Source organism: Micromonospora sp. NPDC050397, from assembly GCF_044901685.1.
Classification (GTDB): domain Bacteria; phylum Actinomycetota; class Actinomycetes; order Mycobacteriales; family Micromonosporaceae; genus Micromonospora_G.
The window spans coordinates 810,913-823,319 of record NZ_JBJDPS010000003.1 but is presented as its reverse complement, the minus strand read 5'-3'; the positions used below and the strand labels follow the sequence as shown (position 1 = coordinate 823,319).

The 12,407-nt window shown below is 71.4% G+C and carries 14 protein-coding genes; 12 read left to right on the top strand and 2 right to left on the bottom strand.

Annotated features, from left to right (window positions below; all coding sequences use genetic code 11):
• Positions 1-41: 41 nt before the first annotated feature.
• On the bottom strand, positions 42-203 hold the full coding sequence (locus ACI2K4_RS14700) for a hypothetical protein (protein ID WP_404511383.1): 162 nt from the start codon (positions 201-203) through the stop codon (positions 42-44).
• Between ACI2K4_RS14700 and ACI2K4_RS14695 the strand changes: the two genes are divergently transcribed.
• The 12 genes from ACI2K4_RS14695 to ACI2K4_RS14640 all read left to right on the top strand — a co-directional run bounded on the left by ACI2K4_RS14695 (position 193) and on the right by ACI2K4_RS14640 (position 11,851).
• Positions 193-1,191, top strand: coding sequence for a hypothetical protein (locus ACI2K4_RS14695; RefSeq protein WP_404511381.1), 999 nt, complete (start codon positions 193-195; stop codon positions 1,189-1,191). The genes ACI2K4_RS14700 and ACI2K4_RS14695 overlap by 11 nt on opposite strands.
• A gap of 281 nt (positions 1,192-1,472) precedes the next feature.
• Positions 1,473-2,516, top strand: coding sequence for a hypothetical protein (locus ACI2K4_RS14690; RefSeq protein ID WP_404511380.1), 1,044 nt, complete (start codon positions 1,473-1,475; stop codon positions 2,514-2,516).
• 112 nt (positions 2,517-2,628) lie between these two features.
• Positions 2,629-3,381 carry an Ig-like domain-containing protein gene (locus tag ACI2K4_RS14685; RefSeq protein WP_404511379.1) on the top strand — a complete coding sequence of 251 codons (753 nt, stop codon included), beginning with the start codon at positions 2,629-2,631 and terminating at the stop codon, positions 3,379-3,381.
• 84 nt (positions 3,382-3,465) lie between these two features.
• Positions 3,466-4,824: an Ig-like domain-containing protein gene (locus ACI2K4_RS14680; protein ID WP_404511377.1), complete on the top strand. Its 1,359-nt coding sequence runs from the start codon at positions 3,466-3,468 to the stop codon at positions 4,822-4,824.
• The gene (locus ACI2K4_RS14675; protein ID WP_404511375.1) at positions 4,824-5,612 is read left to right on the top strand and encodes a hypothetical protein; all 789 of its coding nucleotides are present in this window, start codon (positions 4,824-4,826) and stop codon (positions 5,610-5,612) included. The genes ACI2K4_RS14680 and ACI2K4_RS14675 overlap by 1 nt, the downstream gene beginning before the upstream one ends.
• The gene (locus tag ACI2K4_RS14670) at positions 5,609-6,598 is read left to right on the top strand and encodes a sortase domain-bontaining protein (RefSeq protein ID WP_404511373.1); all 990 of its coding nucleotides are present in this window, start codon (positions 5,609-5,611) and stop codon (positions 6,596-6,598) included. Before ACI2K4_RS14675 ends, ACI2K4_RS14670 begins: the two co-directional genes overlap by 4 nt.
• 25 nt (positions 6,599-6,623) lie before the next feature.
• Complete coding sequence (locus ACI2K4_RS14665; RefSeq protein ID WP_404511371.1) at positions 6,624-7,454, top strand: phosphate ABC transporter ATP-binding protein; 831 nt, start codon at positions 6,624-6,626, stop codon at positions 7,452-7,454.
• 300 nt (positions 7,455-7,754) lie between these two features.
• Entirely contained in the window at positions 7,755-8,984 is a 1,230-nt protein-coding gene (locus ACI2K4_RS14660) for an Ig-like domain repeat protein (protein ID WP_404511369.1), read from the top strand.
• A gap of 174 nt (positions 8,985-9,158) precedes the next feature.
• On the top strand, positions 9,159-10,217 hold the full coding sequence (locus tag ACI2K4_RS14655) for a WxL protein peptidoglycan domain-containing protein (protein ID WP_404511367.1): 1,059 nt from the start codon (positions 9,159-9,161) through the stop codon (positions 10,215-10,217).
• Positions 10,218-10,224: 7 nt separating this feature from the next.
• Complete coding sequence (locus tag ACI2K4_RS14650) at positions 10,225-11,046, top strand: hypothetical protein (protein WP_404511365.1); 822 nt, start codon at positions 10,225-10,227, stop codon at positions 11,044-11,046.
• A 50-nt stretch (positions 11,047-11,096) separates the two neighbouring features.
• The gene (locus ACI2K4_RS14645; RefSeq protein ID WP_404511363.1) at positions 11,097-11,519 is read left to right on the top strand and encodes a hypothetical protein; all 423 of its coding nucleotides are present in this window, start codon (positions 11,097-11,099) and stop codon (positions 11,517-11,519) included.
• A 14-nt stretch (positions 11,520-11,533) separates the two neighbouring features.
• Entirely contained in the window at positions 11,534-11,851 is a 318-nt protein-coding gene (locus tag ACI2K4_RS14640) for a DUF4229 domain-containing protein (RefSeq protein ID WP_404511361.1), read from the top strand.
• 109 nt (positions 11,852-11,960) lie between these two features.
• On the opposite strand, the gene ACI2K4_RS14635 is transcribed toward ACI2K4_RS14640, so the two are convergent.
• Positions 11,961-12,362 (bottom strand): YbaB/EbfC family nucleoid-associated protein, encoded by a 402-nt coding sequence (locus ACI2K4_RS14635; protein ID WP_404511359.1) that lies wholly within the window; start codon positions 12,360-12,362, stop codon positions 11,961-11,963.
• Positions 12,363-12,407 lie beyond the last annotated feature (45 nt).

Sequence of the window (12,407 nt, the reverse complement as noted above, 5' to 3'; positions counted from 1 at the left end):
TCGATTCATTCGGCCTACATGTTGGCGAAAGACTACGCACTTTACGTTCCCTCGATCGCGGTATCGAGAAAGGCATCCGGCGACTGATGCTCCTGGCGGCCCACCAATTCGAAGAGGTGGGTGCTGTTGGTGAAGAAGGGAAAAACAATGCAGGTGAGGATTTTCGGCCGCGCGGCCGGCACGGCCATGGGAGTGTTGCTCACCGTGGCCATGCTGGCCAACCCGGCCGCCGCGGACCCGAGCCCGGCGACCGACTACCGGATGTTGGCGGGTACCGGCTCGGACACCACCCAGGACGTCATGAACGGCCTGGCCGAGGTGATCACGATCGGTGGTAACAAGGTCATCGCCTCCTGGGACGCCCGTGGCTCGGCGAACATCAAGACCAAGGCCACCGGCTGCGACTTCGCCCGTCCCAACGGGTCCTCGGCCGGTCGTACGGCGTTGCGCAACTCGGAGACGGCCGGCAACGCCATCGCCGGCTGCGTCGACTTCGCCCGCTCGTCCAGCGGCACCGCCAACAGCCCGAGCGGCAGCGGGGTCTGGATTCCGTTCGGTGTGGACGCCGTCAGCTTCGTGATCAACCAGAACAGCGACCTGCCGATCAACATGCCGGTCGGTCAGCTCCGCAACATCTACCGCTGCATCATGGGGGACATCGCGGGCACCCCGGTCCAGCCGCTGCTGCTGCAGGCCGGCTCGGGCACCCGGCAGTTCTGGAACCAGCAGATGGGCATCACCGACCAGGAGATCGCCCTCGGTGACTACCCCTGCCTGCTGCCGCCGTCCCAGGGTGGCACCGGGCTGGACCCGGTCCAGGAGCACGACGGCCGGATGCTCACCGGACACAACGACTACCTCCTGCCCTTCTCGATCGCCCAGCACATCGCGCAGGGCAACAGCCTGCCGGGTGTCGAGGACCGGCGCGGCCCGTCGGACCTCGGCAGCATCGGCGGAGCCTCGCCGTACGCGGCCGGCAGCACGCCGTCCAACCGGACCCTGAACACGAACTTCCCGTTCCGCCGGGACGTGTACAACATCGTGCCGACGGCCGACCTCTCCAGCAGTCCGCTCAGCCAGGTCTTCGTCGGATCGGGTTCGCTGCTCTGCCAGCAGGCCGACGTGATCCGGCGGTACGGCTTCGGGTTCGCCGCCAACTGCGGCGACACCTCGCTGCGGGCCAACCTCTGATCGATCGGGTGCCGGTTGCCGACGTGTCGGTGACGTACCCCTGAGTTCGTGCTCGCGGTCGTGTCGACGGCCGCGAGCACGGCGCCGGGGGATGCCGCCGAAATGCCGGTGACTCCATGTAGTCAAACGGATTCATCTGGCCTTCATGTGGGCGAAGGAAAACGCGCGAAACGTTTGCGAAATACAGGTGTCGATGCATCCGGAGATCGGTGAATGCTGGGTCCGGCTCATTTAAACAGGGGAATGAGTCGACCTCCTGTCTCTCTCAGAAAGGGAGAACAATGCAGGTTAAGTCCTTCGGCAAGGCGTTCGGGGTGGCCTTCGGCGCCGCTCTCGTCGTCGCGCTGGTGGCCAACCCGGCCGTCGCCGACCCGAACCCGATCACCGACTACCGGACGCTGGCCGGTACCGGGTCGGACACCACCCAGGACGTCATGAACGGTCTGGGTGACGCGATCACCATCGGTGGCAGCAAGGTCATCGCCTCCTGGGACGCGCGTGGCACCGCCACCATCAAGACCAAGGCGACCGACTGCTCGTTCAACCGCCCGAACGGCTCGACCGCGGGTCGCACCTCGCTGCGCGACTCGGAGACGGACAACAACCCGATCGAGGGCTGCGTCGACTTCGCCCGTTCGTCCAGCACCACCACGCACAACCCGAGCGGCAACGGCGTCTGGATCCCGTTCGGCGTGGACGCGGTGACCTTCGCCATCAACCAGAGCAGCGACCTGCCGCTCAACATGAGCCTCGGCCAGCTCCGCAACATCTACAAGTGCGTGGTCGGCGACATCGCCGGGGTCCCGGTCCAGCCGCTGCTGCTCCAGGCGGGCTCGGGCACCCGGCAGTTCTGGAACCAGCAGATGGGCATCACCGACGCGGAGATCGCGGCCGGTGACTACGAGTGCCTGCTGCCGCCGTCGCAGGGCGGCACCGGTGTGGACCCGATCCAGGAGCACGACGGCCGGGTGCTGACCGGACACAACGACTACATCCTGCCCTTCTCGATCGCCCAGCACATCGCGCAGGGCAACAGCCTGCCGGGCGTCGAGGACCGGCGCGGCCCGTCCGACCTCGGCCGGATCGGTGGCGTGTCGCCGTACGCGACCGGCACCAACCCGCCGAACGAGGTACTGAACACCAACTTCCCGCTGCGGCGCGACGTCTACAACATCGTGCCGACCGCCGACCTCGGCAACAGCGTCATCGACCAGGTCTTCACCGGCTCGGACTCGCTGGTCTGCCTGCAGACCCCGCTGATCCAGCAGTACGGCTTCGGCGCGGCCGCCAACTGTGGCGACACCTCGCTGCGCGGCAACCTCTGATCATCGACCCGACCGTACGGTCCTGACCCGTTCGCGCCCGCGGCCGGCCAGCAGCCGCCGCGGGCGCGGCGCCCCACCGAACCGCAGTTAGTACCGAGAGAGGAAGTGCTTCGTGACTAAGGCCAAGTCCCTGCTCGGCCGGGCGGCAGCAGTGCTGTCGACCGCCGCGATCGCCACCCTCGCGCTGGCCGGCCTGGCCGGGCCCGCGCAGGCGGAAAGCCCGATTCTCGGCACCATCGCACTGACGCCGGCCACCGGCAGCGTGACCGACAACCCGTTCGTGACGGCCGCCACCACCCCGGCGTCCTGCCCGACCGGGTACGGCGACAACGTGTCGCTCCGGGTCGGCGCGGTCGGCGGCCCGTACCAACTGCTCGCCCGGATCAGCAGCGACGGCGGCTATGACCAGGCGGCGGTCAGCCTGGCGGCGAACCGGTCGCTCGCCACCGCCCTCGGTGGCACGGCCGCCGACGGCACCTACGAGGTCACGATCACCTGCTCCTCGGGCGAGATCGGCACCCACCCGAAGAACTTCTCCACCTTTGTCACCGTCTCGGGCAACACCTGGGCGGTGAAGAGCGCGGCGGCCACCACCACCCGGCTGTCGGCGAAGCCGGGCCTGTTCGCGTTCAAGGGTCAGAAGGTCACCCTCACCGCGTCGGTCCCGGCGAACGTCGCCGGCTCGGTCGAGTTCTTCGCCGGCTCCACCAGCGTCGGTACGGCGCCGGTGACCGGCGGCAAGGCGACCCTCTCGACCACCGCGTTGCCGGGCGGGCTGCTCCAGCTCAAGGCGACCTTCACGCCCGACGACCCGCGCCTGCACAAGTCCTCCCAGTCACAGATCTGCTACATCGTGATCGGTTGATCCGTCGCGTCAACCCACGAGCGGTGGCCGGGTCCCCTGTGGACTCCGGCCACGCGCCCGTGTCTACCTAAAGAAAGGAATCCCGTGGACAGGCTCACCCGCCTGGTCGGCCGGACCGGCGTGTCGCTGGTCGCGGCCGGACTCTTCGCCGTCACCGCCATGACCGCCGCGGTGCTCATCGGCCTCGCGCCGCCGGTGCAGGCCGCCCCGCTGGGCAGCCTCACCCTCGATCCGACCAACGGCACGCTGGACGCCAATCCGGCTCTGGTCAGTGCCTCCACCTCGGCGGCCTGCCCGGCGGACAAGGCCGACCAGGCCGTCCTCCAGATCGGCCAGGTCGGCGGCGAGCTGCACAACCTCAGCAGGATCGCGTCGGAGGAAGAGGGCTACGGCGGGGCGCCGTTCGCGCTCGGCGCGAACAGGTCCATCCTCAGCGCGTTCAATGCCACCTCACTCCCCGGCGGCGACTACCGCGTCGTCATCGTCTGCATCAGCGGCGAGAGCGGCCCGCACCCGGACCCGTTCGAGACCCTGATCACGGTGGACGGGAACACCTGGCAGGTCAAGGGCGGCGGGGGACCGATCAACACCCCGACGACGACGGCCCTGACCGTCACCCCCACGGGCAGCGCCCGGGTGGACGAGCAGGTGACCATGACCGCGCAGGTGAGCCCGCCGGAGGCGGCCGGGACGGTCCAGTTCCAGCAGGGCGAGGGGACCGGTGCGAGGAGCATCGGTGATCCGGTGACGGTGGTCGACGGTCGGGCCAGCGTGACCCTGCCGGGCAGCGACCTCGGTGACGGCGTGCACGAGCTGTCCGCCCTCTTCGTTCCCACCGGCACCGGTTACGGGCCGTCGACGTCCACCCTGGTGACGTACGAGATCACCGACGAGTCGACCCGGACCACGATCAGCCTCGCGGTACAGCCCGGCAGCTCCGCCGAGGTCGGCGCCGAGGTCACCCTCACCGCCACCGTCACCCCCGCCGACGCCGTGGGCAAGGTGAAGTTCACCTACCGAGGCGCACAGACCATCGGCAGCCCGGTGGACGTCACCTCGGGCACCGCGAGCATCCGTACCAGCCAGTTGCCCGCCGGCGACTACCAGTTGGCGGCCAGGTTCGAGCCCACCGATCCCAACCTCTTCGAGGCCTCGGACTCCGAGATGGTGCCGTACCGGATCGGCGCGGCGCCGACGCCGACGCCGACCGGATCGCCCACGCCGACGCCGACGACCTCCGCCACGCCGAGCGAGTCACCGGACCCGACGACGACGGAGAGCCCGACGCCCACCCCCACCAGCAGTGAGTCCGGCGGTGGCGGCGGCAACCTCGCCCTCACCGGCACCTCGATCCCGACGCTGGTGACCGGGGGAGCGGTGCTGCTCGGTGGCGGTGTCGGCATGTTGCTGCTCACCCGGCGTCGCCGTACCGGGCAGTCGTAGTGGCGGCGACCCGGAGGGCGCTGGCGTTGCTGTCGGCCGTGGCGCTCGCGGTGGGGCCGGCGGCGCCGGCCGCACAGGCGGCGCCGCTGCGGCGCTCCGCCGTGATCGGCCAGCTCACCGTCACCCCGTCCAGCGGTACGGTCGACGGCAACCCGATGCTCGTCTCGGCCACCACGTCGGCGCCCTGCCCGGCCCGGTACGGCGCGGCCGCTCTGCTCCGGGTCGGTCCCGCCGGTGGCCCTTACAGCAACATCGTCCGGCCGGGCCAGGCCGGTGACTACGACCGTGCGCCGTTCACCCTGGCCGCCAACCGTTCGATGACCACCTCCCAGGGCGCCGCTCCGCGCGACGGCGAGTACGAGATCGTCGTCGAGTGCGTCAGCGCCGACCTGGGGCCGCACCCCGACCGGTTTGTCGCCCCGATCGTGGTCGACGGCGGTAGCTGGGCGCTCAAGCAGGCCGGAAAACCGGCCGCCCAGGGCAACCCGCCGGCACCGCCCGCCGAGCCACCCGCACCCGGCGGCCAGGTGTCGTCGGCGGTGCCACCACCCCCGGCGACGGCCGGCGCGGCGGCTTCGGCCACCGCGAGCGGGCCGGCGGCCAGCACCACCGCGCCCGACGGTGGGTCGGCCGGGACCGGGACCCCGACCGCCGGCACCCGGTTGGCCGCCGGGCCGGCACGCGATGTTCCGGTGTTGCCCTGGATCCTCGGCGCGGTCGCGGTGGTGCTGGTCGCCGCCGCTGTCGCGATCCCGCTGATCCGCCGTGGAAGGAGAGCCCAGTCATGACCGTGAGCGTTGACCCGCCGGCCGTGCCGCCGGCCGGTGACCCGGCGGCGGGTCCGGTCCAGCCACCGGCCGGACCCGTTCCGGCGGCGGCCGGGGCACCGCCGGGCACCGGTCCGGCGCGGCCGGGCACCCGGGTCGAGATCCCGGCGGTCCGGATCACCGGCGTGGTGCTGACCCTGTTCGGCGTGCTGCTGCTGGGCTTCGTCGTACACCTGACGGTGATCTCCGAGGTGCGGTACGAGCGGGCGCAGCAGGTCGCGTACGCCGACTTCCGCAAGGATCTGGCCGAGGCCGTCGCGCCGGTCGGGCAGACCGACTTCGACCAGCGCCTGCTGGAACTGGGCACGTCAGTGGCGGTGCTGCGGATTCCCGTGCTCGGCACCCAGCAGGTGGTGTTCGAGGGTACGACCGCGGGGGTGCTCGCGGACGGCCCGGGGCACCGCCGGGACACGCCCCTGCCCGGCCAGGCGGGGACCAGCCTGATCATGGGGCGGCGGGCCGTGTACGGGGGTCCGTTCGCCGGGCTGCCGCTACTGCGTTCGGGCGACAAGATCGTGGCGGTGACCGGGCAGGGCGAGCACACGTACCGGGTGACCGGGGTACGGCGGCCGGACGAACCGGTGCCGCCGAGGCTGGCCGCCGGTGCCGGCCGGCTGACCCTGGTGACCGCCGCCGGTCGGCCGTACCTGCCCACCGACGTCGTGTACGTGGACGCCGACCTGGTCTCGCAAGCCCAACCGGCGCAGGCACGGAGCCTGAGGTTCGAGTCGCTCACCCCGGCCGAGAAGACGATGGCCGGCGACTCCGGAGCCTGGGTGTCGCTGCTGCTGTGGGGCCAGGCGTTGCTGATCGCCGCGTACGCGGTGACCTGGGCCTGGGCCCGGTGGGGCGGCTGGCAGGCCTGGGTGGTGGGAATTCCGCTGCTCGCCGCCGTCGGCCTGACCGTGGCCGACCAGATCGCCCGAGTCCTGCCCAATCTCTACTGACCACGGAACTGACCACGGAGCCGACATGACGTCCGACAACACCCTCACCCTTCCCGTCGAAGACACGGAACCGGCAAACGGTCTGGCGGCCCTGGAGGCCCGGTCCATCTCCGCGTGGTTCGGCCAGCACAAGGTGCTCGACCGGGTGTCGCTCACCATGGCGGCCGGCGAGGTCACCGCGCTGATCGGTCCCTCCGGCTGCGGCAAGTCCACCTTCCTGCGCATCCTCAACCGGATGCACGAACTGATCCCCTCGGCCGCCCTCGCGGGTGAGGTGCTGCTCGACGGCGAGGACCTGTACGCCTCCGCGCGCCGGATCACCGACGCCCGGCGACAGGTCGGCATGGTGTTCCAGAAGCCGAACCCGTTCCCCACCATGTCCATCTACGACAACGTGATCGCGGGTCTCAAGCTGACCGGAACACGGGCCGGGCGGGACGTGAAGGACCACCTCGTCGAGGAGTGCCTGACCAAGGCCGGACTCTGGAAAGAGGTACGGGACCGGCTCCGGTCGCCCGGTGGCGCGCTTTCCGGCGGCCAGCAACAGCGGCTCTGCATCGCCCGTTCGCTCGCCGTCCGACCGAGGGTGCTGCTGATGGACGAGCCCTGTTCGGCCCTTGACCCGACCTCGACCAGGCGGATCGAGGAGACCATCGCCGAACTGGTGTCCGAGGTGACGATCGTGATCGTCACGCACAACATGCAGCAGGCGGCGCGGGTTTCCGACCAGTGCGCGTTCTTCCTGGCCGAGCACGGAACCCCGGGTGCGATCGTCGAACACGGACCGACCGAGGTCATGTTCGACAGCCCGACCGATCCTCGTACCTCCGATTACGTTCACGGACGGTTCGGGTAGGCGATCACGCCGACCGGTGGAATGCGCCCGCCCGGTCGGCGATTCGCGCTTTTCGACAAACGCCCAGTACAAGCCCGGTACGACAGCTCCCGTTAACACGGCGGATCCGTTCGATTCCTGGAATTGTCGGCCCCGCGTCGGTTCGGCCGTAACCCGCAATTCGCTTTCTGCATGTCCGGCGTAGACGTTGGCCTGCACGGCGGGTCACAGCCCGTGTGCAGCCTGATCCACGTTGCGGCCGGTCACCGCTCCCGATGGGGGAGAGCCGCCGTACCGCACTTCTCATGAAGGAAGTGATCCATGAAGGCAACCAAGTCCCTGCTCGGCCGTGCGGCTGCTCTTGCCGGTACGGTCGCGCTGTCGGTGGTCGGTCTGGTCGGCGTCGCGGCGCCCGCCCAGGCCGCCGCCCTGGGTTCGCTCACGCTCAACCCGACGAGCGGCAACGTCGCCGACAACCCGGCGCTCGTCAGTGCCACCACCTCGGCCGCCTGCCCGGCCGGCTTCGGCGACCAGGCAGTGCTCCGGTTCGGCCCGGTCGGCGGCCAGGTCGCCAACCTGAACAAGATCGCCAGCGTCGGCAACTACGACCAGGCGCCGTTCACGCTGGACGCGAACCGGTCGATCGCCACCGCACTCGGCAACCCGGCGCCCGCGAACGGCGACTACCTGTTCGTGGTCGAGTGCATCAGCGGTGTCAACGGTCCGCACGCGGACCGGTTCGAGACCGCGGTCACCGTCACCGGCGGCAACTGGCGGGTCAAGGGCGCCGTGGACCCGGCCGCCCCGACCACCACCGCCCTGGCCGCCAACCCGGCCGGCCCGGTCGAGCTGGGCAGCAACGTCACGCTGACCGCCACGGTCGCTCCGGCCGCGGCGGCCGGCTCGGTCGACTTCCGTCGGGGTGCTGCCTCGCTCGGCACCGCGACGGTCTCGAACGGTACGGCGAGCCTCACCACCAACACCCTCGCCGCCGGTACCAACTCGCTGACCGCCGTCTTCACCCCCGCCGACCCGGCCGCCTACCTGGGCTCCACCTCGTCGGCGGTCTCGGTGCAGGTCATCGTGCCGGGCTCGCTCCGCGCCGAGCAGGAGATCACCGCCGACATCGCGCCGGGCGCCTTCTCGCTCGCCGTCGCCGGCAACACCGTCGCCCTCACCGGCGGCGTCGTCGGTGGCTCGGCCACCGGTGACCTCAACAAGGCGACCGTGACCGACCTGCGTGGCACCAACGCGGGCTGGAACCTGACCGGCCAGGTCGAGGACTTCGTCGGCCCGGCCAACGCCAAGATCGGCGCGAACCAGCTCGGCTGGGTCCCGAACGCGTCCGAGGTCAACGAGAACTCGGGCACGGTCGTGCCGGGTGCCGCCGCCAGCCCGGGCACCGGCCTCGGCGACGCGCGCGCACTCTGCAGCGCCGCCCAGGGCAGCAGCGCGGGCGTCTTCGAGTGCGGTGCCGACCTGACGCTCGACATCCCGGACACCGCCGCGCCGGGCAGCTACACCGCCACCCTGACCCTGACGCTGGTCTGATTCCCCCGGATCGGACCGGCCCAGGTTCCGGACCCGCCGGTGGAACGGTGACGCGACTCCGTCCAGGGGCCGTGGCCGTACCACCGGCGGGATGACGACGGCGGAGGTACCACGGGTTCGCCAGCCGTGGTACCTCCGCCGCACATCCATCTCCGCGACCCGGGAGCCGTACCCATGACCACATCTCGCCCCGTCCGCGTCCGTGCCCTCGTGCTGCTCTCGGCCGCCGTGACCGCGCTGGTCACGGCGGCTCCGCCCGCTCTGGCGCGGGAAGCTCCCGCCCCGGGCGGCGCGGACGAGTTCCGGTGGGCGGTGCAGCCGTCGAGCCCGACCGGGCCGACCGGACGCAACCAGTTCGTCTACGACCTGGCACCCGGCCAGCAGATCGACGACCATGTCGCGGTCACGAACCTCTCCGCCAAGCCGCTGACCTTCACGGTCTACCCGACCGACGCGTTCACCGCCGTCGACGGCGCGTTCGCACTGTTGCCGGCGAGCCAACCGGCGCGCGACACGGGCAACTGGGTCGGGCTCGACCGCAAGCCCCTCACCGTCCGACCCGGGCAGCGGGTCGTCGTCCCGTTCCGGCTGACCGTGCCGAAGGACGCCACTCCCGGGGACCACGCCGCCGGCGTTGTCGCCTCCGTCAGCGAGCAGCGGGTCGACGGCGAGGGGCAGCGGGTCAACGTGGACCGACGGGTCGCGGCCCGGATCTACCTGCGGGTGGCGGGTCCGCTCACGCCCTCGGCCGAGATCGAGTCCGCGCAGGTGAGGTACGACAATCCGGTGCTGCCGTTCGTCCGGGGCACGATGAGCGTCACCTACCGGGTACGCAACAGCGGCAACGTACGGGTCGGCGGCAAGGTGCGGTTGCGCGCTACCGGTCTGCTCGGTGTGCCGCTCTCCGGCACCCAGGAGGTCGACCTGCCAGAGATGCTGCCCGGGGCACAGGTCACCCTGACCCGGCGACTCGACGGAGTGTGGCCGGCCGGTCTGGTCACCGGTGCGGTGGCGGTCGAGCCGACCACCAGCCAGGGCGCGTTGTCCGAGTTGGTCCGTACCGATTCCACCCTCACCCCGCCGTGGACCCTGCTCTACCTGCTGCTGGTGGTCGGCATCCTGTTGCTGGTGCGCTGGTGGCGCCGCCGCGCGGCGGCCGTCACCGACGAGGCGCCTGTCACGGCGGAGGCGCCTGTCGTCGACGACGCCCCGGCCGTCGACGCGCGTGCCTAGGCGGGGGGTGGCGATCCGGCTGGCGGTCGCCGTCGGGGCACTGGTCGGGCTGCTCCCGGTCGGCACGCCGGCCGGCTCGGCGCGGGCCGAGCCGACCGTCACGTTGGATGTCACCGAGGTGGCGGTGGGCGCCCCGCTCGCGGTACGGCTGGCCGGTTGGCCGGCCGGCGACGTACTGGTCGAGGTCTGCGGCAACCGGGCGGAACGGGGCTCGATCGACTGTCTGGTGGGCGGGGCGGCGAGCGCCGCCGTCCAGGGCGACGGCTCGGGGCGGGTGGCGCTGACCGCGTCGGCACCGCCGGTTCCCTGCCCGTGCGTGGTGCGGGTGCGCCCGGTCGGCAGCGGTGAGATCCGTACCACGCCGGTGACGATCAAGGGGGTTCCGGTGCGTACCGCCGCGCCGGTGGCCAAGCCGCCGACCGTGCTGGCCGCGTCCGGCGTACGGATCACGGGGGCGGGCCCGGGTTGGGCCGCGTTCTTCGGCGGCCCGGCACACCGTACGGTCACAGTGACTCTACGTAACACCGGCCAGGCGCCCGTGCTGGAGCCCCGACTCGCGCTCACCAGCGGCCGGCCGGGACAGACCACCGTCATCGTCCCGGCCCCCAGGGTCGACCTGCTGGCCCCGGGTCAGCAGCGGACATTCGACCTCCCCGTCACGTTCGGCGCCCCCACCTGGGGCCGGTACGCGCTCCGGGGAGAGTTGCTCGGCGCGGACCAGCCCGAGGTGTTCTACGCGCACACCCGCTCGTACCCCTGGGGCCTGCTCCTCCTGCCGGTGCTGTTGCTGGTCTATCTGACCCTGCGCTGGTGGCGCCGGACGAGGTGAGTCGCCGCGCCCGTGGTTCGGGCGCCGACCTGACGTACCCTCGACGGGTCATGAGCGAAGCGCAGAGCAGTTTTCCCCGGCGGGATGCCAGCGGCCGGATCACCGGTTTGCCCGATCTGGCCGGTGTGGTCCTCGCCGGTCTGGTCATCGGCGTGCTGGCGCTGATCCTCTTCGACTGGGCCTTCGAGACGCTCGGGCTGGCGGACTTCGGCCGTACCAGCGGCTGGCTCGCGGTGATCCTGCCGGCCTGGCTCTTTCTCGACGAGTACCGGGCCTGGGGCCCGGGTCCGGCCCGGGTGGTGATCGCGCTGGTGGGCGGCGCGGTCGGACTCACCACCGGACTGCTCGCCGCAGGGCTGGCCGCGAGCCTGCCGCCCCTGGTCTCGGGCGCGGCGGCGGCTGGCGCGTTCGCGCTGGTATATACGCTGATCTGGTATTTCGGAGTCCGGTGGCTCGACCGCCGGACGGGTTGATCGGAGACGGAATCGTGAGTCCCGCGGTGAAGTACACGCTGGGCCGGATAGGGCTGTTCCTGGTGGTCATGGCGGCGCTGCTGCCGGTCCCCATGAGCATCTTCCTGAAGCTCATGCTGGCCGTGGTCTTCTCGGCGGCGGCCTCCTTCTTCCTGCTCCGGACCTGGCGCGACCAGATGGCCGAGCAGGTGGCCGGTGCGGTGCAGCGGCGTCAGGCCGAGAAGGAGCGGCTGCGGGCCGCGCTCTCCGGCGACGACGACCAGCCGGCGCCGACGAGCCTGCCGGTCAACCCGTCGAGTGGTGACACCGACGGCGGGCCGACCAGCCGCTGAGCCTCCCGGCGGTCAACCCGTCGGCCGGCGACAGCCGACCCCGACACCGGACCGCCCAACCGTCCAGTCGGGTTCGGCCGTCGAGTCGGGTTCAGCCGTCCAGTCGGGTTCAGCCGTCCAGGCCCCGGCGCCGGGCGATCCGGTCCAGGTCGTCGACGAGTCCGTCCAGTCGGCGCATGCCGGCCTCCAGGTCCCCCACCGAGTTCTGGTCCGGCGCGGCGGCGATCACCGGCGTGATGATCTCGTCGGCCCGCCGGGCGTACTCCTGCTGGGCGGCGGTGATCGCGGCGGTGACCTCCGCCGCGACGTCCTCGGCGGGCAGGCGCATCGCGGTCGGGTCGATCCGGAGTTCCTGTAGCCCCCCACCGGGGCCGGTACGGGCCCGGACGTAGCCGCGTGGGGACTCGCCGGTGCCGAACTGGTCGGCCAGGTCGTCCTGCATCCGCTGGATCCGCGCCAGTTGCTGGTGGGCGTACTCGGCCAGGTCGTCCAGGTTGCGGATATCGGCCACGTCGTTCGAATCCCCTCGCTCGTCCGCCGGTTAGGAAGGCCCCCT